Consider the following 18,596-nt stretch of genomic DNA (forward strand, 5'->3'; position numbering starts at 1 on the left):
ACATGTGAGCATGGGGAAGGCTGAAACACCCGGCCGGGGGTGGCAGGATGGATAGGTTTCAACGCGGCGCCGTCAAGCCGGAAGCACCCGCAAAGGAGCGGATTAACGTGGCCACCGTGCCCAGCGTTTCCTATTCGATCACTGTTCGTCTCGAAGTGCCGGCGGGCGGTAAGGCCGTCAGCCTGCTCACCCACGCCGTCGAGACCGCCGGCGGCGTGGTCACCGCCCTCGACGTCACGAATGCGGGCCACGAGAAGCTCCGCATCGACGTCACCTGCGCGGCCAAGGACACCGATCACGTGCAGGCGATCGTCGACAGCCTCGGCGCGGTCGAGGACGTGACCATCCACAAGGTCTCCGACCGTACCTTCCTGATGCACCTCGGCGGAAAGATCGAGATGCAGTCGAAGGTCCCGCTGCGCAACCGTGACGAGCTGTCCATGGCGTACACGCCGGGCGTGGCACGGGTGAGCCTCGCGATCGCGCGCAACCCCGAGGACGCGCGCCGGCTGACGGTCAAGCGGAACTCGGTGGCCGTGGTGACCGACGGCTCGGCAGTTCTGGGCCTCGGCAACATCGGCCCCGCCGCGGCGCTGCCGGTCATGGAGGGCAAGGCCGCGCTGTTCAAGCGGTTCGCCGGCATCGACGCCTGGCCGATCTGCCTCGACACGCAGGACGTCGACGAGATCGTACGGACCGTCCAGGTGATCGCGCCGGGCTTCGGCGGCATCAACCTGGAGGACATCTCCGCGCCGCGCTGCTTCGAGGTGGAGCGGCGGCTGCGCGGGCTGCTGGACATCCCGGTGTTCCATGACGACCAGCACGGCACCGCGATCTGTGTGCTCGCCGCGTTGACGAACGCGCTGAAGGTCGTGGGCAAGGACCTCGCGCACGTGCGGATCACCCTGGCCGGGGCGGGCGCGGCCGGCACCGCCGTACTGCGACTGCTGCTCGCCGCCGGCGCGCAGCACGTGATCGTCTGCGACTACCTCGGTGCCGTCCACCTGGGACGTGAGGACCTGGACGACTCGCTGCGCTGGGTCGCCGAGCACACCAACGCCGGCGGGTACGCGGGTGATCTGCGCGGCGCGGTGAAGGGCGCCGACGTCTTCATCGGCGTGTCAGCGCCCGGCATCCTCACCGGCGAGGACGTCGCGGCCATGGCGGACGGGTCCGTCGTGTTCGCCCTGGCCAACCCCGAGCCCGAGATCACGCCGGACGACGCCCGCGAACACGCGGCGGTCGTGGCCACCGGCCGCTCCGACTACCCGAACCAGATCAACAACGTGCTCGCGTTCCCGGGTGTCTTCCGCGGCCTGCTGGACGCGCAGGCGACCGTCGTCACGCCGGAGATGCTGATCGCCGCGGCCCGGGCGCTCGCCGCCGTGGTGACGGCGGAGGAACTGGGTCCCAACTACATCATCCCCAGCGTCTTCCACCCCGACGCGGCGAACGCGGTGGCGGCGGCGGTGCGGGAGTCGGCCGGCGGAAAGGCCCGGGGTTTCACCGAAGCCTGAGAGACCGAAGCCGGTGATCGACCGGAGGCCGAACACATTTCGCACATGTCCTGACGCGAAAAGTAATCTGGTGCGTCGAGCAGGGGGCGACGTGCATGATTCGGCATTCCTCCCTCATCATGGGAGGTATGGCGGAGGCGATCTACGTCGGCGGTTTGCTTGTGGCGACGCCACTGCTCGACGACCCCAACTTCCGGCGTAGCGTCGTGCTCGTGCTGGAGCACGACGAGGACGGCGGCACGCTTGGAGTGGTTCTCAACCGGCCCAGCGAGGTCGAGGTGACCCAGGTGCTGCCCTCATGGGACGCCCTGGTCACCGGTCCTCCGGTGCTGTTCGAGGGCGGACCGGTGCAGACCGACAGCGCGCTGGCCCTGGCCGTCGTGCTGAGCGGGGAGGAGCCGCTGGGCTGGCGGCGGCTCCAGGGCAGGTCGGCGGTGTCCCGTCTGGGCACGGTAGATCTCGACGCGCCGCCCGAGATCCTGGCGGGGGAGATCTCGCAGATGCGGATCTTCGCCGGCTATGCCGGATGGACGGCGGGTCAGCTCGAGAACGAGTTGCGAGAGGGCGCCTGGTACGTCGTGGATTCGGAGCCGGGGGACACCTTCCACTCCGACCCGGCCTCGCTGTGGCGTTCGGTGCTGCGCCGCCAGCGCGGCGATCTCGCGCTCGTCGCCACCTTCCCCGACGATCCCATGTTGAACTGACAGATGTGGCCGGACACGGCGTGCGCGCCCGGCCACGGGGATGGGGAGGGATCAGTTCGAGGCGGAGAGTGCCGCGCCCGCGGCGATGAAGCGTGTTTTCATGAGCTACCTCGGTATGGGGGGTCACGCAGTCTGCGGAAGCGCTCGCGCGAACGCTAGGCGCGCCATGAAGCGGCGTACGGACTTAACCGGTCTGGTCGGGTGTCCTCGCCGACCAGACATTGCCTGAGCTGCGGGATCCGGTCTCCGGGCTGAACCGGGTGGGCGGTGTTTCATGAAACGTTCAACAGGCGGCGGCCGGGGCGACGGCCCGGCCGCGACGTTGCGGGGCACCCGAACCCGGAGAAAACCGGTGGGCTTGATGTCGGTCGGCTCCCATAGGATGCCGAAGGTCGCGAGAGCGGCTCGATTGTTTTTTCGAATCACACATCCAAGGGGGACCGTCAATGATGACTCAAGCGGTAGCCGAGCGTGCCGAGGCGCCGCCGCCCGGGCGCGGACAGGGGTCCGCGTGGCTGACGCTGTTCGCGGTCTCCCTCGGTGTGATCATGGTCATGCTCGACGGCACGGTCGTCGCGATCGCCAACCCGGTCATCGCCATGGATCTCCAGGCGTCACTGGCGGACCTGCAGTGGGTCACCAGCGGTTATCTGCTCGCGCTCGCGGTCTTCCTCATCACCGCGGGCAAGCTGGGCGACCTCTTCGGCCACAAGCGGATCTTCCTGATCGGCGTGGTCGGGTTCACCCTGGTCTCGCTCGCGATCGGTTTGTCGTCCTCGGTGGCCATGCTGATCGCCCTGCGCGTACTGCAGGGCCTGTTCGGCGCGTTGCTCCAGCCGGCCGCGCTGGCGCTGCTGCGCATGGCCTTCCCAGGCGAGCGGCTCAACATGGCGATGGGAGCGTGGGGTGCGATCATCGGCCTGTCGAGCGCGGCCGGTCCGATCGTCGGCGGCGTGCTCGTGGAGAACGTGAGCTGGCAGTCGGTCTTCTTCATCAACGTGCCCGTCGGTGCGGCCGCGCTGGTCTTCGGCCTGTGGGCGCTCAGGGAAAGCCGGGCACAGACGCTGTCACGGGTGGACTGGCCGGGTGTGCTGCTCCTGTCGGTCACCATGTTCGCGCTGGTCTGGTCCATCATCAAGGCGCCCGACTGGGGCTGGGGCGACCTCAAGACGATCGGCTTCCTCGCCGTCGCCGTGGTGGTCGGAGCGATGTTCCTGTTCTGGCAGGCCAAGGCGCGCGAGCCGCTGCTGCCGCTGTCCCTCTTCGCCAACGCCTCTGTCTCCATCGGCACCGCACTCATGATCCTCGTGGCGTTCTCGATGATGGGCGCGATGTTCTTTCTCACGTTCTTCTTCCAGGGCGTGCACGGGTTGAGCCCGCTCGATTCCGGCCTGCGCATGCTGCCGATGAGCGCCGGCATGATCGTCGCGTCGCCCATCGCCGGTGTCCTCATCGGCAAGCTCGGCCCGAAGATCACTATCGCGGGCGGCATGCTGGTCACCGCCGTCGCGATGTTCCTGATGTCGCGGCTCAGCGTCGACGCGGCGTTCGTCGACAGCGCGATCCCGTTCGTGTTGCTGGCGTTCGGTCTGTCGCCGGTCTTCGTGGGCGCCACCGAGATCATCGTCGGCAATGCCCCGGAGGAGCTCAGCGGCGTCGCCGGCGGTGTGCAGAACTCCGCCATGCAGGTGGGCGGCGCGCTCGGCACCGCCATCCTCGGGGCGATCGTGGCCGCCAAGGTGGCGAGCGTGCTCCCCGGTCACCTCGGGGAGGCGGCCGCCGCCATCCCGCCCGAGCAGATGGAGGGCCTGAAGCAACTCGCCACCGTGGGCGCGGCCCCGCCCGGGCTCACCGGGCCGGCGGCCGAGGTCATCACGAACGCGGCGCACATGTCCTTCATGGACGGTCTGCACCTGGGCTTCCAGATGAGCACCGGCGTCGCCGTCCTGGCCGCGGTCCTCGCGCTGTTCGTCAGGGCCGGCCGCAAGACCGAGGGCGGTGCCGTCCATGTCGGCTGACGGCCCGGACGGCTCTCGCGCTAAGTAGACTCGATGACCGTGAGCAGCACGAAGATTCTTCCCGAGAGCGAAGTCGCGCCGCGGCTCTCCCATGGCGATGGCGACCACGAGCGGTTCTCTCACTACGCCGACAAGAACAAGATCACAGAGAGTTATGTGACCGGCAGTCCGGTCCGAGCTCTCTGCGGCAAAGTGTGGGTGCCCAGTCGCGATCCGAAGAAGTACCCCGTCTGCCCGGAGTGCAAGGAGATCTACGAGGGCCTGCCGAAGGGCGAACCTTCCGGCGAGTGAGTGTCGATACGGGATCATGACCCCCGGGACGGCTAACGTCGACCTCCTGACCAGCCGTAACGGGGGAACGTATGGCCCGGGGCGTGATCGCCGTCTGCCTTGCTTGTCTCTTCGTGGTGGGCGGCGACCCCGCCGTGGCCCGTGCGTCCATGGCCCGTGCGTCCGCCGCTGCTCCGAGCGAATGCCAGAAACAGGAACGCCAGGCCGGCGGCGGTCGCGTCCGCGGAGTCGTGGCTCCCCACGGAGTGCGCGGCCGTGCCCGCACCCGCGATCGTGGCCGCGCGCTCAGGCTCAGCCATGCCCTGGAGCCGCGTCTGCCGGGTCCCGCGGCGGTCGCCCGGATGAACGCCGACCTGCGCCGTCGGCTCGGCGTACTGTTCGGGGCGCACGCGGCCCGGCATGGCGGCGGATCGGGCTCGCACGCTCCCGAACCGGGTGAGATCCGGGTGCCGTTGTGGGTGCACATCATCAAAGACGGCATGCTCGGCCTCCCGGACAGCGCGGTCGACCGGCAGGTGCAGGCGCTCAACGAGGCCTATGGCGGCAAGTTCGGCGGTGTCGACACCCGCGTCCGGTTCGATCTGAAGGGCGTGACCCACACCGAGAACCACGCATGGTTCCGCGACCCACTGGGCAACGAGGCGGCCTTGAAGGACAAATTGCGCGTCGGCGGTCCAGAGACGCTGAATCTCTACATGGCGCAACTCGGGGAGCTCGTGCTCGGCTACTCCACCTATCCCTACTGGTATGGGGATAAGCCGGGCCTGGACGGCGTGGTGATCGATTGGCGCAGCGTGCCGGGCGGCCCGCTGCGGAACTTCAACAGGGGCTTCACGGCAGTCCACGAGATCGGCCACTGGCTGGGCCTGTTGCACACGTTCGAGAACGGCTGTGACGCCCCCGGCGACTCGGTGGACGACACGCCGCCGGAGGCGCACGCCACGATGGGTTGCCCCAAGCGCAAGGACACCTGCCCGGCGCCGGGAGACGACCCGGTGCACAACTTCATGGACTACTCGCACGACCGCTGCATGCGCGAGTTCACCACCGGTCAGGCCGCGCGGATCCGGAAGATGTGGGCGGCCTACCGCGATCCCGACCGGGCCAGGTAGGTGCCGCGGGAGCCGTCCGAGGCCGTGGCTCGAGGAGCAATCTCCCGTCGCCCGTTGACGAGGCACCGCCGTTGTGACTAACTCCACAACAGCGTTCGTGCGGGAGGTTGCGTGGAGGATCAGTGGACCCGACGGGTCTGGCCACCCCCAAGGCAGGAGGGCTCGGCGCGGGAGACTCCGGCGCTGGAGACGTCGGCGCGAGAGCTCCCGGCACGACGCGCTGTGCCCGCATCGCCCGGTGTTTCCGCATCGCCCGGTGTTTCCGTGTCGCCTGGGATGGCCGCATCGCCTGCTGATCCCGTATGGCACGGTGAACCCGCCTGGCCCGCTGATCCTGTACGGCCTGATGGTCCCGCCTTGTCCGGTGATCCGGCCTTGCCGGACAAGCCGCCCGCGGCGGAGAGGTACGGCATGCCGGTCCGGCCGCCGCGTCGCATGCCGCGCCGGCTGAGCCGCCTGCTCGTCGTCGTCCTCGCGTTCCTATCCGCCGGGACCGTGATCGGTGCGGTGGTGCTGACGGTCCTGGGCCGCGCCGAAAGCGAGCCGCCCAGGGTGGTCGACGATCTGCTCGCCGGAGTCTCGTACGCGCTGCCGCCGGGCTGGAGCGAGGGTGTCGTCGCACCGGTGACCGGTTTCACCTCCGTCGCCGCTCACAGGGATCTGGCAACGGTCATGGCGAGACCGGGGGACCCCGTCGACCCGCCGAACCTCCGGTCCACGGTCATCGACCTGACCGACCTCTACGCCCGGTTGCTGCTTCACGGCGATGACGTCGAGGTGGTGGACGACCACGCCGTCACGGTCAACGGGCGCCCCGGCCACACGCGGGCGGTCCGGGCCGAGTACCACGACGTGGTGAACGAGCCCGCGTTCATGCGCGTGACGTTGCTCACCCGGCCCGACGGCAAGAGCACGGTCATGCTCGCGCTCGCCCATCCCGACGCGCCCGCGACGCGTGCGGAGATCGACGCCCTGATCTCCGGCGTTCACTGAGCCGGCGCCCATCGAGGCGGGCCTCGTGGAGCCGGGGTCGTACGTCGTGCGACTCCCGAATCGGGACCTTTCACCGCAGCCCAGGTTCGTGGTCTTCTTCGGCCCGAACGGCACGTGCTGTCGGTCCGTCCGGCTAATCTGGGGGCACTGTGAGGGAGCGAACCGAGAGCGACAAGCGAACCGGCAGAGGCCGACCAACTCGCGGAGACAGGCGAGACAGGCGAACCGACAGGGACAGCGGTGTCCCGACGAGCTACGGGAGGCGTCGTTGAGCGTTTCTGCCGCATCCCATCTCTCCCCCTCCTATCCCAACCGAGCAGCCTGGGGCACCGCGCCGAAGCTGCGCGCCTGGCAGCAGGAGGCGTTCGAGCTCTACTTCCGGCGTGAGCCGCGAGACTTCCTGGCCGTGGCGACGCCGGGCGCCGGCAAGACCACCTACGCGCTGCGGATCGCCAGCGAACTGCTCAGCCGCGGGATCGTGCGCGCCCTGACGATCGTGACGCCGACCGAGCATCTCAAGCGGCAGTGGGCCGACGCGGCGGCCAGGGTGGGCATCGGCATCGACCCTGAGTTCAAGAACAGCCAGGGCGCCACCTCGCGCGACTACACCGGTGTGGCGATCACCTATGCCCAGGTCGCGATGCACCCGGCGCTTCACCGCGCGCGCACGGAGGCGCGCAGAACCCTGGTGATCTTCGATGAGATCCACCATGCCGGCGACGCCAAGTCGTGGGGCGACGCCGTACGCGAGGCGTTCGAGCCCGCGACCAGGCGGCTCGCGTTGACCGGCACGCCGTTCCGGTCCGACGACAGCCCGATCCCGTTCGTCTCCTATGTGGAGGACGGCGAGGGCGCGCTGCGGAGCGTCTCCGACTACTCCTACGGGTACGGCCCGGCCCTGGCCGACGGCGTGGTCCGGCCCGTGATCTTCCTTGCGTACTCGGGGGAGATGACCTGGCGGACGCGCGCGGGCGACGAGATCAGCGCGACGCTCGGCACTCCGCTCACGAAGGACCAGCTCTCCCAGGCGTGGCGGGCCGCGCTCGACCCCAAGGGTGACTGGATCCGCCAGGTCATCCAGGCGGCGGACCGACGGCTCAGCGAGGTGCGGCACGGCGTGCCGGACGCCGGCGGCCTGGTGATCGCCTCCGACCACGAGTCGGCCCGCGCCTACGCCCGGCACATCCGGACCGTCACGGGTCAGGGAGCCGAGGTGGTGCTCTCGGATGACCCGGGCGCGTCCCAGAAGATCAAGGACTTCGCCACGTCCGACAGGCGGTGGCTGGTGGCGGTCCGGATGGTCTCCGAGGGGGTGGACATCCCACGCCTGGCCGTGGGCGTCTACGCGACGAGCACCTCGACGCCGCTGTTCTTCGCCCAGGCCGTCGGGCGATTCGTCCGGGCGCGCAAGCGTGGCGAGACCGCGTCGGTGTTCCTGCCGTCCGTGCCCGTGCTGATGGGACTGGCGGGCGAGATGGAGGCCGAGCGCGATCACGTGCTCGGCCGCCGCCGCGACGACGACGGTCTGGACGACCTGCTGCTGGAGCAGGCCCGGCAGGAGAAGAAGCAGCCGGACGCCGTCGGCGACGAGTTGCCGTTCCAGACGCTGGAGGCGTCGGCGACCTTCGACCGGGTGCTGTTCGACGGCGGCGAGTTCGGCACGGCCGCCGCGCCCGGCTCGCCTGAGGAGGAGGACTTCCTCGGCCTGCCCGGGCTGCTGGAGCCCCACCAGGTGGCGACGCTGCTGCGCAAGCGCCAGGCCGACCAGCAGGCGGCGAAGCGGAAGACCCAGGCCGATCCGGAGGACGTGCCGGCCCTGGCCCCGCACGAGCAGGTGCACGAGCTGCGCAAGGAGCTCAACGGGCTGGTCGGTGCGTGGAACCACCGCACCGGCCAGCCGCACGGCGTGATCCACGCCGAGTTGCGCCGGGCCTGCGGGGGGCCGGCGATCGCACAGGCGACCGCCGAGCAGATCCGCGAGCGCATCGCGCTGATCCGTAAGTGGGCCACGCAGCGGAAGTGAAGACCGCTCAGCGGTACTGCCCAGGCCGGGCGCTGGGGATCCGACGGCCGGTGTGGACGTTGACGGCGACGTAGTTCTTGTGATGTCCCCGCCGAGGCGTGAAGCGCAGGCGCAGGGAGGCCATGCCCTGTGCGACGTGCACCGGCGCCGTGCGCGTTTCCCCCGGCAGGGGCTCCCCGGCGGCGCCTCCCTCGCGCAGCAGGATGCCCAGCCGCTTCCCGGAGGGGTGCAGCGCCACCGCCGCCTCGTCGCACTGGGAAGTGCCCGCCTTCCAGAAGACGGTCACGTTCAGTGCTTCACCGCTGCGGTGCAGCCGTACGGCCTCGGGCGACAGAATCCGCGGGGGACAGGACGAGGTGGCCCCATCGATGACACCGGCGCCGCCCGCGCCGCCCCCCGTGATCGGCGCCTCCGCGATCGGGGCTTGCCCGGCCGGGCCCGTCGAGGTCGGATGCCGGTTGGCGAAGCCGATGACCATCGTCGCCACCTGCAGCGTTCCCAGGGTGACCACCGCGGCGGCGCGTACGGACCCCGAGCGGTCACGGCCGAAGAGCAGCCAGACGCAGACCGGGGTCAGGATCAGCCAGGCGAGGCCGAGCAGGAGCGCGAACATCCGAGCCGCCTATCCGTGAGGGTTTCGTCACCCTCAGTAATATAAGCATCGCGGCTCGGGTTCCGCGTGTCCTCGGCACGGATCGTCGTGGCGTTCTCAGCCGCTCGGCGGGGGATCAGGGGCGGACCACCGGAGTCCCGACCAGTTCCACCCCTGCTGCATCGAGTTGGCCGAGGGCGGTGTCGGTGGTCTCCCTCGCCACCCCGGCGGTCAGGTCCAGCAGGACCCGTACGGCGAAGCCGGCGTGGGCGCCGTCCAGGGCGGTGGCCCGCACGCAGTGGTCGGTGGCGATGCCGACGACGTCGATGGCGGAGACATCGCGCTCATGGAGCCAGTCGGCGAGGCCGACGCCGTCGGCGGTGGCTCCCTCGAACCCGCTGTAGGCCGCCTCGTGAGCGCCCTTGCTGAAGACCTCCTCCACCTTCCCCCTGTCGAAGGCCGGGTGGAAGTCGGCGCCGGAGGTGCCGACCACGCAGTGGGCCGGCCAGGTGGACACATAGTCGGGTTCGTCGGCGAAATGCGTGCCGGGGTCGATGTGATAGTCGCGGGTGGCCACCACATGGTCGTAGGCACGGGTTGTGGAAGCGCGGTCGGTGACGTGTCGGCTGATGGCCGCCGCCACCGCGGCGCCGCCGCTCACGGCCAGGCTGCCGCCCTCGCAGAAGTCATTTTGGACGTCGACGATGACGAGTGCGGTTTTCACTGCACCACCTTTTCTCCGCGACCATCTCCGCGACCATCTCCGCGACCATCTCTGCGATCGCGGGAGACCGGCGTCGTCCTCATGCGCCGGTCTCCCGCGATCACTTGAAAATAGTAGGGACTGCCGGGTCTCCGGGGGAGAGGCTGTGCGCAATCAGTGGCAATTCGGTCAAAGTTGTTCGGTGTCGCCGCCGGGCGGCGTCCAGGGATTCGCGGCCGACGATCTCGCCGTCGCGGACGAGCTCGGCCAGCAGCGGCCGGTCCTCGCTCTGCTCCGGCTGACGGCTTTCGATCGGGGCGCCGGTGATGATCTCGGCGGTGGCGGTCCCGCCGACGGTGCGCCGGTAGGCCCACTTGCGGCCACCCTTGCTGGGCTTGCCCACCGACCGCTTCGCCACCGGCCGCATCGCGCCCGTGGCGTCCTGTCTGGCCACCAACTTGTAGACGAGGCTGGCCGTCGGGTGGCCCGATCCGGTGACGAGCGCGGTGCCCACGCCGTACCCGTCGACCGGGGCGGCGGCGAGCGCGGCGATGGCGAACTCGTCCAGGTCGCCGGTGACGATGATCTTCGTCTCCTTGGCCCCGAGTCCGTCGAGTGTCTGCCGCACGTCCTCGGCCATCGCCGCGAGGTCTCCGGAGTCGATCCGCACCGCGCCGAGATCCGGTCCCGCGAGTTCGACGGCGATTCGTACGGCCTCCGCCACGTCGTAGGTGTCGACGAGCAGGGTCGTCCCGCGTCCCAGCGAGTCGAGCTGTGCCCGGAACGCGTCCTCCTCCGAGTCGTGGAGCAGGACGAACGCGTGCGCCGCCGTGCCGGCGGTCGGAACGCCGTACCGTTGCCCGGCCATCAGGTTGGAGGTCGAGGCGAAGCCGCACAGGTAGGCCGACCTGGCCGCGGCGACGGCGGCGATCTCGTGCGTGCGGCGGGAGCCCATCTCGATCAGCGGCCGGGCACCGGCGGCGTGCGCCATGCGCGAGGCGGCGGAGGCGATGGCGCAGTCGTGGTTGAGGATCGACAGGATGACGGTCTCCAGCAGCACGGCCTCGGCGAACGTGCTCTCCACCACCATGATCGGCGAGCCGGGGAAGAACGCCTCGCCCTCGCGGTAGCCGTACACGTTTCCGGAAAACCGGTAATCGCGGAGAAACGCCAGGGTCCGTTCGTCGACCACCTGCCGCAGGAAGTCGAGGTCGGCGTCGTCGAACCGGAAACCCTCCAGCGCGTCGAGCACCCGGGCGGTCCCCGCGACCACTCCATAGCGCCGTCCCCCCGGCAACCTGCGGGCGAAGACCTCGAAGACGGCTCGCCGCTGCGCCGCGCCGCTCGCCAGCGCCGCCTCGAGCATGGTCAACTCGTAATGGTCGGTCAACAGGGCCGTGCCCATGGGCATCCGCACGTGTCGAAGACTACGACTCGCTTGGTGCAGGATGGTTACGTGGGTAGTACAGCTCCAGCCGAGGTCGAGCGCCCGTCGGCGGACGTCCGTCCGGATCGGCCGTGGCTCGCCATCGTGTGGAACGACCCGGTCAACCTGATGTCCTACGTGACGTACGTCTTCCAGACCGTGTTCGGTTATCCCCGGCAGAAGGCCGAGAAGCTGATGATGGACGTGCACTACAAGGGCAAGGCCGTGGTCGCCAGTGGCACGCGCGAGGAGATGGAGCGGGATGTCCAGATCCTCCACTCCTACGGCCTGTGGGCAACCGTCCAGCAGGACAAATAAGGCGCTGCCCAGCAGGAAACATGAGCACGCGTCCGAGGGGGACGTGTGGCGGACCAGACCAACGAGAATGGCGGCATGAGCACCGGTTTCCGATCGACGAGCGAAGGCGTCTCGATCCACCTCGACCCGGGCGAGGTGTCGATCCTGCGGTCGCTGGCAGTGCAGATCCTCGGCCTGATCGAGCCCGGCGCCACGGGGGACGACCCGCTGGAGCGGGCGCTCGGCATCGGCTCCCCGGCCGCGCCGTCCGATCCCGTGCTCGCCCGCCTGTTCCCCTCGGCGTACGGCGACGACGAGGAGGCGTCGGCCGAGTTTCGCCGCTACACCGAGGCGACCTTACGGGACGCCAAGCGCGCGGACGCGACGACGCTGCTCGAGACCCTGGCGCCCGGCCAGTTGGAGCTCACGGTGGAGCAGGGCCAGGCGTGGCTGCGTGCCATCAACGATGTACGGCTCGCGCTGGGCGTGCGACTGGAGGTGACCGAGGAGGTCCACGAGGAGATCGCGGAGATGCCCGAGGACGATCCCCGTTATCCGGCCTACGTGACCTATGACTGGCTGACGTACCTGCAGGACACCCTGGTCCGCGCTCTCTGGTAGTCCCTTTGGTAGGTTTCCCGCATGCTGACGATCTCACGCGAGCTGGTCGACAAGATCGTGGCCCATGCCCGGGCCGACCATCCCGACGAGGCGTGCGGCGTGGTGGCCGGGCCGGCGGGGTCGGACCGTCCCGAACGGTTCATCCCGATGGAGAACGCCGAGCGCTCGCCGACGTTCTACCGGTTCGACTCGATGGAGCAGTTCCGCGTCTGGCGGGACATGGACGATCGGGACGAGGCGCCCGTGGTGATCTACCACTCGCACACCGCCACCGAGGCGTACCCGTCGCGTACGGACATCAGCTACGCGTCCGAGCCGGACGCCCACTATGTCCTGGTCTCCACCGCTTCGGACGAACCAGAGTTCCGCTCCTACCGCATCCTCGAAGGTGTCGTCACCGAGGAGGAAGTCAAGATCGTAGAGGCGTACGGTTAGACTTCGTCTTATGGCTAACGATGACGATCGCCCCATGTCGTCACCGGCTGTCCTTTCTCGCCGGGTGCGCCCGGAGTCCCCTGTTCAGAATTTCCTTTTCGGGCATACGCCCTGGGCCGTCGTCTACGACTGTCGCTGACGCCTTTAGCTGACCCTTTAGCCGCCCCTTTCGCTGACCCTTCGCTGAACACGGTCGCTGAGCCCGGAATCCCCGGCGGCCCGACCATGTTCCAGTCAAGTGGAGCCTGCCTGTCATGATGCCGAGCGGATCATGACGCCCGACCGAACCATGATGACCACCGAACGAGGAGATTGACTGCGATGGCCGTCGAGGTCCGTATTCCGACCATCCTGCGTAACTACACCGATGGGGCCAAGGCGGTCCACGCCACGGGCTCCACGCTCGAGGAGCTCATCGGCGACCTGGAGTCGCACCACCCCGGCCTGAAAGAGCGCCTGGTGGACGCGAGCGGCCTGCGCCGCTTCGTGAACGTCTACCTGAACGACGAGGACGTGCGCTTCCTCGGCGGCCTGGGCACCCCGGTCGCCGACGGCGACACCGTGACCGTGCTGCCGGCCGTCGCCGGCGGAGCGGGTGCAGCCGGTGGGGCCCGCTAGATGCGCTTCGACTCGCTGATCGACTCGGTCGGGAACACCCCTCTGGTCGGCCTGCCGCGCCTTTCGCCATCCGAAAAGGTGCGGATCTGGGCGAAGCTGGAGGACCGGAACCCGACCGGGTCGGTCAAGGACCGGCCCGCGCTGTGGATGATCGAGCAGGCCGAGAAGGACGGCCTGCTCACTCCCGGCTGCACGATTCTGGAGCCGACCTCCGGCAACACCGGCATCTCGCTGGCCATGTCGGCCCGGCTCAAGGGATACCGCCTGATCTGCGTGATGCCCGAGAACACCTCGGAGGAGCGCCGCCAACTCCTGCGCATGTACGGCGCGGAGATCATCTCCTCGCCCGCGGCGGGCGGCTCGAACGAGGCCGTGCGGGTGGCCAAGCGACTGGCCGAGGAGCACCCTGACTGGGTGATGCTGTACCAGTACGGCAACCCGGCCAACTGGCGATCGCACTACGAGTCCACCGGGCCGGAGATCCTCGCCGACCTGCCGACCGTCACCCACTTCGTGGCGGGTCTCGGCACCACCGGCACGCTCATGGGCGTCGGGCGCCACCTGCGCGAGCACGTGCCGGATGTGAAGATCGTGGCCGCTGAGCCGCGCTACGGCGAACTCGTGTACGGCCTGCGCAACGTGGACGAGGGCTTCATCCCGGAGCTGTACGACTCCTCGGTGTTGACCACGCGTTACTCGGTCACCTCGGCCGACGCCCTGCGGCGTACCCGTGAGTTGCTGGCGACCGAGGGCATCTTCGCCGGCATCTCGACCGGCTGTGCTCTGCACGCGGCCCTGGGCATGGCGGCCAAGGCCGTACGGGCGGACGAGCGGGCCGACATCGTGTTCATCGTCGCCGACGGCGGCTGGAAGTACCTGTCCACCGGCGCGTACGAGGGCACCCTCGATGAGGCCGAAAGCCGCCTCGAAGGACAGCTCTGGGCCTGACGCGAGCCGGTGACGTGATCACACGGGCTCGTGTGATCACGTCCGCTCCTCGTCGGATCAGTTGAACACCACGCGGAGGGTGAATCCGGCCGCACCTTCGGTGATCGTGCCGCTCAACCCTACGGCGCGCAGCACCGCCACGTTCGCCTTCGCCTCGCCCTCCAGATCGTTGATGTAGAGAGTCTCCAGCTTGTCCAGGTCGGCGTAGAGGGCGAAGCCCGCGTCATCGGCGCCGGGGACGGCCTTCTGGAAGCTCTCGCTGTCGCGGAGCGTGCCCGCCGTGGCGAGCTTGTCGGCGTAGTCCTGAGACGTCGCGAAGATCAGCTTTCCGTCGCCGTGCGCCTTGCCCGGCGCGGCCTGTCCGGCGTCGGCGCCTGCGGCTTCCAGCTTGGCGAGCACGGACTCGGCCTTGGCCGGGTCGGTCTCCAGAATGGTGCCGACCTTGGGCCCGGTACCCCCCAGGGGCGTGGCGAGGTTCAGGTCCTCACCGTCGAGTGCGAGCGTGAAGCTCTTGCCGAGCAGCGTGACCAGGTCGTCCGGCATCGTGAGGCCGTACTGCTCGGGCGCCCTGCTCTGTGAACCCAACGCCTTCTCAATATCGGCCCATTTGTCCTGCAGTATCGTGCCCAGTCCGGTGACGCCCAGGGCGGCGGCGGTGGAGGAGGGCAGGTCACCGAGCTTGACGGCTTCGGTCTGGCCGGTCTTCACGTCAGTGCCGCGGGCGGTGCCGGTCAACTCGGCGTAGTCGTCGCCGAACCTGAGCGCCCCGGCGAAACGCGCGTCCTTCAGCAACTCCAGCGCCGCCGGAGTGGCCTCGCGCGGAGTGCTCAGCTGGGCTATCTGGGCGAGATCCCCCCAGAAGGACAGCACGCCCTGCTCGCCGAGCGCGTCCATGTCGCCGGTGAACCGGCTGTCCTCCGACAGTGGCGGCGTCGCGGCGTACCGGTCGGCCGCGCTCTGGTCCGGCGCGACGATCGCGTATCCGTCGCGGAACGCGATGCCCATCGGCTCCCGCTCAGCAGCCCCCGAGCTCATCCTCGTCAGGCCCGCGCGGGCCGCTTCCTCGTCCTTCACCTGGACGGCCAGCACCGGACCAGGATCCGCACCCTTCTGGGCCGGCGGGAGCACGGCGAAGCCGATCCGGTCGCCCAGCCAGGGCTCGATGTCCTTGGCGTAGTCCACGTGGGAGAGCTTCGGGTCGTTGCCGCGCAGCGCCTCGAAGGCCGCCTTACGGGGATCGTCACCGGAGAAGGTCTCCTTGGTGGCGGAGAACTTGCGGGCGATGTCGAACATAGCGATCTTCTGGTTGGCGGCCGGGTCGAGGTCGATCCGCACGTAGGCGATCGCGTTGCCGGGCAGCACCTCGTGGGGCTGGGTGCCGCCGCCGCTGAGCTTCGCGGCGGCCCACACGCCGCCGCCCCCGACCACGCCCACGACGATCGCCGCGACCAGCGCGACGATCCAGCCGCGCATGCCCTTGCGGGTGGGGGGTGACGGAGCGGCGGGGCCGAACTCCTCGGAAATCGGCCATCCGGCGGTATGCGCGGAGCCCTGCTGCGGAGGCCCCTGCTGCGGAAGGCCCTGCTGCGGAGGACGCGGTGTCCGGTACGCGACCGTCCGATCGGGGTCCTGATCTCCCGGGAAGGGAGTACCGGGGGGCATATTGCCTGACATATCTCACTTCCGGAGTAGATAGCAGTGATCGTCTAGACCTTATGGGCTTCGAATCACAAAGCGCTTGCACATCACTTGATTCCGGTGGAATCCGGTCATGGGGGAGCGGCTAAAGTAGCTCTAGAACAACATTCGGGAGATTGTTCGTGGCGGAAGGGCGCGCGGTGACGAAGTTCGACGAGGCGACGCAGGCGATCCGGGTCGACGACGCGACCTATGACGTGTGTCTCGATGACGCGTACTCGATCGGCGGCCCGCTGAACGGCGGCTATCTCATGGCCACCGTCCTGCGGGCCGTCGTGGACGCCTCGCCGCACGCGCACCCGGTGTCCACGAGTGCCCAGTTCCTCCGGGTGCCCCGGCCCGGCCCGGCCACTGTGCGGCTGGCCCGGCTCAAGTCCGGCCGGACGGCCACGATGACGCGGGCGACCCTCGTCCAGGACGGCGAGTCGTTCATCGAGGCCCTGGTGACGACGGCGACGCTCGATCCCGCGGCGGTCCCGGACTGGTCGGACGCGCCGTCGACGACGATGCCCGACCCCGCTCACTGCGTACCCCTGCCCGTGCCCAAGGCCGAGTCGAACATGAACCTCAGCGCTCAGGTGGAGATGCTGTTCGATCCCCCGACGGTCGGGTGGCTCGCCGGGGAGCCGACCGGGCGGCCGGAGTCCCGGGCGTACTTCCGGATGGCCGAACCGCAGGACCCGGATCCCTACGTGATCGCGCTGGCCGTCGACGCGCTGCCGCCCGTGGTGTTCTCGGCCGGCGCGCGCGGCTGGGCCCCGACGGTCGAGTTGACCTGGCACCTGCGTGCCCTGCCCGCGCCCGGATGGCTCACGGTCATCGGCGGCGGGCGGTTGATCAGCGACGGCTGGTTCGACGAGGACGTCGAGGTGTGGGACTCGGCGGGCCGGCTGGTCGCCCAATCCCGTCAGATCGCCCGCGTCGGCCGCGGCTGACCGCGGGGTTTCCCCTAATCTTGGGAAGCGTGCCGGACAACAGCAGCGCGATCGGGATCTTCGACAGCGGAGTGGGCGGACTCACCGTCGCTCGGTCGATCATCGACCAGTTGCCCCATGAGTCGATCTTCTACGTCGCCGACACGGCGCGTCAGCCGTACGGGCCCAAGAGCATCGCCGAACTGCGCGCCTACGCGCTCGAGGTGATGGACCACCTCGTCGAGCACGACGTCAAGATGCTGGTGATCGCGTGTAACAGCGCCAGCTCCGCCGTGCTCAGGGACGCCAGGGAGCGGTACGACGTCCCGGTCGTCGAGGTCATCCAGCCCGCCACCCGCCGTGCCGTACGGGCGACCAGGAACGGCCGGGTCGGTGTGATCGGCACGCGGGCGACGATCGAGTCGATGGCCTATCACGACGCCTTCACCGCCGCCCCCGACGTCGAGTTGGTCGCGGTCGCCACGCCGCTGCTCGTCGAATTCGTCGAACGCGGTGAGACGATGAGCGACGAGCTGATCGAGGTCATCCGCGGCTACCTCAAGCCGATCCAGCACTCCGGCTGCGACACGCTGATCCTGGGCTGCACGCACTATCCGCTGCTGACCGGCGCGCTGTCGTACGTCGCGGGCGACGGGGTGACGCTGGTGTCCAGTGCCGAGGAGACCGCGAAGGACGTCTACCGGCTCCTGCACGACCACGGACTGTCCGACGGGACCACCGAGCCCGTCCACCGCTTCCGGGCCACGGGCGACACCGACCTGTTCGAGCAACTCGGGCGGCGGTTCCTCGGGCCGGAGATCCAGGCCGTCGAGATCGCGACGTTGGGTCAGCCGGTGCGGGGTGAGTCAGTGCGGGGTGAAGCGGCGCCGGGTGAATCGAGCGAATCCGATATGGGGAGCTCGCTGTGAAATTGACCGTCATCGGATGCTCGGGCAGCTTTCCCGGGCCGGACAGCCCGTCGTCCTGTTATCTGCTGGAGGCCGAGGGCTTCCGGCTGCTGCTCGATTTCGGCAGCGGGGCGCTCGGCGCGCTGCAACGGCACATCGGCCTCTACGACGTCGACGCGATCTGCCTGTCCCACCTGCACGCGGATCACTGCCTCGACGTCTGCGCGTACCACGTCGTGCGCACCTACACCCCGGACGGCCCGCTGCCCAAGGTGCCGCTGCACGCTCCCGCCGGGGCCGGCCGCAGGCTCAACGCCGCGTACGGGATGCCGGACGAGCCGGTGCTGGAGAGCTCCTTCGATTTCGTGCCGCTGACCCCCGGGGTGACAGGGATCGGCCCATTCGAGGTGGCCACCGCGCCGATGAACCACCCCATCGAGACGTACGGCTTCCGCGTGTCCCATGGCGGCCGCCGCGTGGTGTACTCCGCCGACACGGGCGAGTGCCCGGAGTTGGTCGATCTCGCGCGCGAGGCCGATGTGCTGCTGTGCGAGGCGTCGTTTCTCGACGTTCCCGGAATGCCGCCCGGACTCCACCTCAACGGGCGGCAGGCCGCCGAGCACGCCGCTCGGGCCGAGGTGGGCACGCTCGTCCTCACGCACCTCGTGCCCTGGCACGACCCGGCCAGGATCCTCGACGACGCCTCGCGGGGCGGATTCGGCGGCCGGATGGAGCTCGCGCGCAGCGGGGCCGTCTACGACCTCACGGGGAGCTAAGG

General features: G+C 69.3%; 19 protein-coding genes. 15 read left to right on the forward strand and 4 right to left on the reverse strand.

The window, feature by feature from the left end; all coding sequences use genetic code 11:
• The first annotated feature begins 107 nt into the window (after positions 1-107).
• The 7 genes from Mth01_RS14035 (at position 108) to Mth01_RS14065 (ending at position 8,658) form a co-directional block, all read left to right on the forward strand.
• Positions 108-1,517 (forward strand): NAD-dependent malic enzyme, encoded by a 1,410-nt coding sequence (locus tag Mth01_RS14035; protein WP_204016280.1) that lies wholly within the window; start codon positions 108-110, stop codon positions 1,515-1,517.
• A gap of 128 nt (positions 1,518-1,645) precedes the next feature.
• Positions 1,646-2,221: a YqgE/AlgH family protein gene (locus Mth01_RS14040; protein ID WP_204016281.1), complete on the forward strand. Its 576-nt coding sequence runs from the start codon at positions 1,646-1,648 to the stop codon at positions 2,219-2,221.
• Positions 2,222-2,667: 446 nt separating this feature from the next.
• Positions 2,668-4,239, forward strand: a complete 1,572-nt coding sequence (locus tag Mth01_RS14045; RefSeq protein WP_407695944.1) for a DHA2 family efflux MFS transporter permease subunit — start codon at positions 2,668-2,670, stop codon at positions 4,237-4,239.
• Positions 4,240-4,272: 33 nt separating this feature from the next.
• Positions 4,273-4,530 carry a DUF3039 domain-containing protein gene (locus Mth01_RS14050; protein WP_204016283.1) on the forward strand — a complete coding sequence of 86 codons (258 nt, stop codon included), beginning with the start codon at positions 4,273-4,275 and terminating at the stop codon, positions 4,528-4,530.
• An 83-nt stretch (positions 4,531-4,613) separates the two neighbouring features.
• Complete coding sequence (locus Mth01_RS14055; protein ID WP_204016284.1) at positions 4,614-5,642, forward strand: zinc metalloprotease; 1,029 nt, start codon at positions 4,614-4,616, stop codon at positions 5,640-5,642.
• 357 nt (positions 5,643-5,999) lie between these two features.
• On the forward strand, positions 6,000-6,635 hold the full coding sequence (locus Mth01_RS14060; protein ID WP_204016285.1) for a hypothetical protein: 636 nt from the start codon (positions 6,000-6,002) through the stop codon (positions 6,633-6,635).
• Between the two features lie 268 nt (positions 6,636-6,903).
• Entirely contained in the window at positions 6,904-8,658 is a 1,755-nt protein-coding gene (locus Mth01_RS14065) for a DEAD/DEAH box helicase (protein WP_204016286.1), read from the forward strand.
• A 7-nt stretch (positions 8,659-8,665) separates the two neighbouring features.
• Here Mth01_RS14065 and Mth01_RS14070 read toward each other — a convergent pair whose 3' ends face one another.
• The 3 genes from Mth01_RS14070 to Mth01_RS14080 form a co-directional block, all read right to left on the reverse strand.
• Positions 8,666-9,271: a hypothetical protein gene (locus Mth01_RS14070; RefSeq protein WP_204016287.1), complete on the reverse strand. Its 606-nt coding sequence runs from the start codon at positions 9,269-9,271 to the stop codon at positions 8,666-8,668.
• Positions 9,272-9,386: 115 nt separating this feature from the next.
• A complete protein-coding gene (locus Mth01_RS14075; protein WP_204016288.1) occupies positions 9,387-9,974 on the reverse strand; it encodes an isochorismatase family protein in 588 nt (195 codons plus the stop codon).
• A gap of 100 nt (positions 9,975-10,074) precedes the next feature.
• Positions 10,075-11,364, reverse strand: coding sequence for a nicotinate phosphoribosyltransferase (locus Mth01_RS14080; RefSeq protein WP_204016328.1), 1,290 nt, complete (start codon positions 11,362-11,364; stop codon positions 10,075-10,077).
• A 45-nt stretch (positions 11,365-11,409) separates the two neighbouring features.
• Here Mth01_RS14080 and clpS point away from each other — a divergent pair, with 45 nt between their 5' ends.
• The 5 genes from clpS (at position 11,410) to Mth01_RS14105 (ending at position 14,298) form a co-directional block, all read left to right on the forward strand.
• Positions 11,410-11,697 carry an ATP-dependent Clp protease adapter ClpS gene (clpS, locus tag Mth01_RS14085; protein ID WP_239089645.1) on the forward strand — a complete coding sequence of 96 codons (288 nt, stop codon included), beginning with the start codon at positions 11,410-11,412 and terminating at the stop codon, positions 11,695-11,697.
• A gap of 75 nt (positions 11,698-11,772) precedes the next feature.
• Positions 11,773-12,297: a DUF2017 domain-containing protein gene (locus Mth01_RS14090; protein ID WP_204016290.1), complete on the forward strand. Its 525-nt coding sequence runs from the start codon at positions 11,773-11,775 to the stop codon at positions 12,295-12,297.
• A 21-nt stretch (positions 12,298-12,318) separates the two neighbouring features.
• A complete protein-coding gene (locus Mth01_RS14095) occupies positions 12,319-12,732 on the forward strand; it encodes a Mov34/MPN/PAD-1 family protein (protein ID WP_204016291.1) in 414 nt (137 codons plus the stop codon).
• A 321-nt stretch (positions 12,733-13,053) separates the two neighbouring features.
• Positions 13,054-13,350, forward strand: a complete 297-nt coding sequence (locus tag Mth01_RS14100) for a MoaD/ThiS family protein (RefSeq protein ID WP_204016292.1) — start codon at positions 13,054-13,056, stop codon at positions 13,348-13,350.
• Positions 13,351-14,298, forward strand: a complete 948-nt coding sequence (locus tag Mth01_RS14105) for a PLP-dependent cysteine synthase family protein (RefSeq protein WP_204016293.1) — start codon at positions 13,351-13,353, stop codon at positions 14,296-14,298.
• A gap of 57 nt (positions 14,299-14,355) precedes the next feature.
• On the opposite strand, the gene Mth01_RS14110 is transcribed toward Mth01_RS14105, so the two are convergent.
• Complete coding sequence (locus Mth01_RS14110) at positions 14,356-15,771, reverse strand: DUF3352 domain-containing protein (RefSeq protein ID WP_239089646.1); 1,416 nt, start codon at positions 15,769-15,771, stop codon at positions 14,356-14,358.
• A 347-nt stretch (positions 15,772-16,118) separates the two neighbouring features.
• On the opposite strand from Mth01_RS14110, the gene Mth01_RS14115 reads away from it, so the two are divergent.
• Genes Mth01_RS14115 through Mth01_RS14125 form a run of 3 tightly spaced genes read left to right on the forward strand, consistent with a single transcriptional unit; the run spans position 16,119 to position 18,594 of the window.
• Complete coding sequence (locus tag Mth01_RS14115; protein ID WP_308440797.1) at positions 16,119-16,931, forward strand: thioesterase family protein; 813 nt, start codon at positions 16,119-16,121, stop codon at positions 16,929-16,931.
• Between the two features lie 29 nt (positions 16,932-16,960).
• On the forward strand, positions 16,961-17,839 hold the full coding sequence (gene murI / locus Mth01_RS14120; protein WP_239089647.1) for a glutamate racemase: 879 nt from the start codon (positions 16,961-16,963) through the stop codon (positions 17,837-17,839).
• A complete protein-coding gene (locus Mth01_RS14125) occupies positions 17,836-18,594 on the forward strand; it encodes an MBL fold metallo-hydrolase (RefSeq protein ID WP_204016296.1) in 759 nt (252 codons plus the stop codon). Before murI ends, Mth01_RS14125 begins: the two co-directional genes overlap by 4 nt.
• Positions 18,595-18,596: the final 2 nt, after the last annotated feature.

Source organism: Sphaerimonospora thailandensis, from assembly GCF_016863115.1.
Taxonomy (GTDB): Bacteria; Actinomycetota; Actinomycetes; order Streptosporangiales; family Streptosporangiaceae; genus Sphaerimonospora; species Sphaerimonospora cavernae.

What these genes read in the sequence shown, in the direction of transcription:
- Mth01_RS14040 (WP_204016281.1), top strand. Translation starts at nt 1,646, where the DNA reads ATGGCGGAGGCGATCTACGTCGGCGGTTTGCTTGTGGCGACGCCACTG.
- Mth01_RS14045 (WP_407695944.1), top strand. Translation starts at nt 2,668, where the DNA reads ATGATGACTCAAGCGGTAGCCGAGCGTGCCGAGGCGCCGCCGCCCGGG.
- Mth01_RS14050 (WP_204016283.1), top strand. Translation starts at nt 4,273, where the DNA reads ATGACCGTGAGCAGCACGAAGATTCTTCCCGAGAGCGAAGTCGCGCCG.
- Mth01_RS14070 (WP_204016287.1), bottom strand. Translation starts at nt 9,271, where the DNA reads ATGTTCGCGCTCCTGCTCGGCCTCGCCTGGCTGATCCTGACCCCGGTC.
- Mth01_RS14080 (WP_204016328.1), bottom strand. Translation starts at nt 11,364, where the DNA reads ATGCCCATGGGCACGGCCCTGTTGACCGACCATTACGAGTTGACCATG.
- Mth01_RS14090 (WP_204016290.1), top strand. Translation starts at nt 11,773, where the DNA reads ATGAGCACCGGTTTCCGATCGACGAGCGAAGGCGTCTCGATCCACCTC.
- Mth01_RS14095 (WP_204016291.1), top strand. Translation starts at nt 12,319, where the DNA reads ATGCTGACGATCTCACGCGAGCTGGTCGACAAGATCGTGGCCCATGCC.
- Mth01_RS14100 (WP_204016292.1), top strand. Translation starts at nt 13,054, where the DNA reads ATGGCCGTCGAGGTCCGTATTCCGACCATCCTGCGTAACTACACCGAT.
- Mth01_RS14105 (WP_204016293.1), top strand. Translation starts at nt 13,351, where the DNA reads ATGCGCTTCGACTCGCTGATCGACTCGGTCGGGAACACCCCTCTGGTC.
- Mth01_RS14110 (WP_239089646.1), bottom strand. Translation starts at nt 15,771, where the DNA reads ATGCGCGGCTGGATCGTCGCGCTGGTCGCGGCGATCGTCGTGGGCGTG.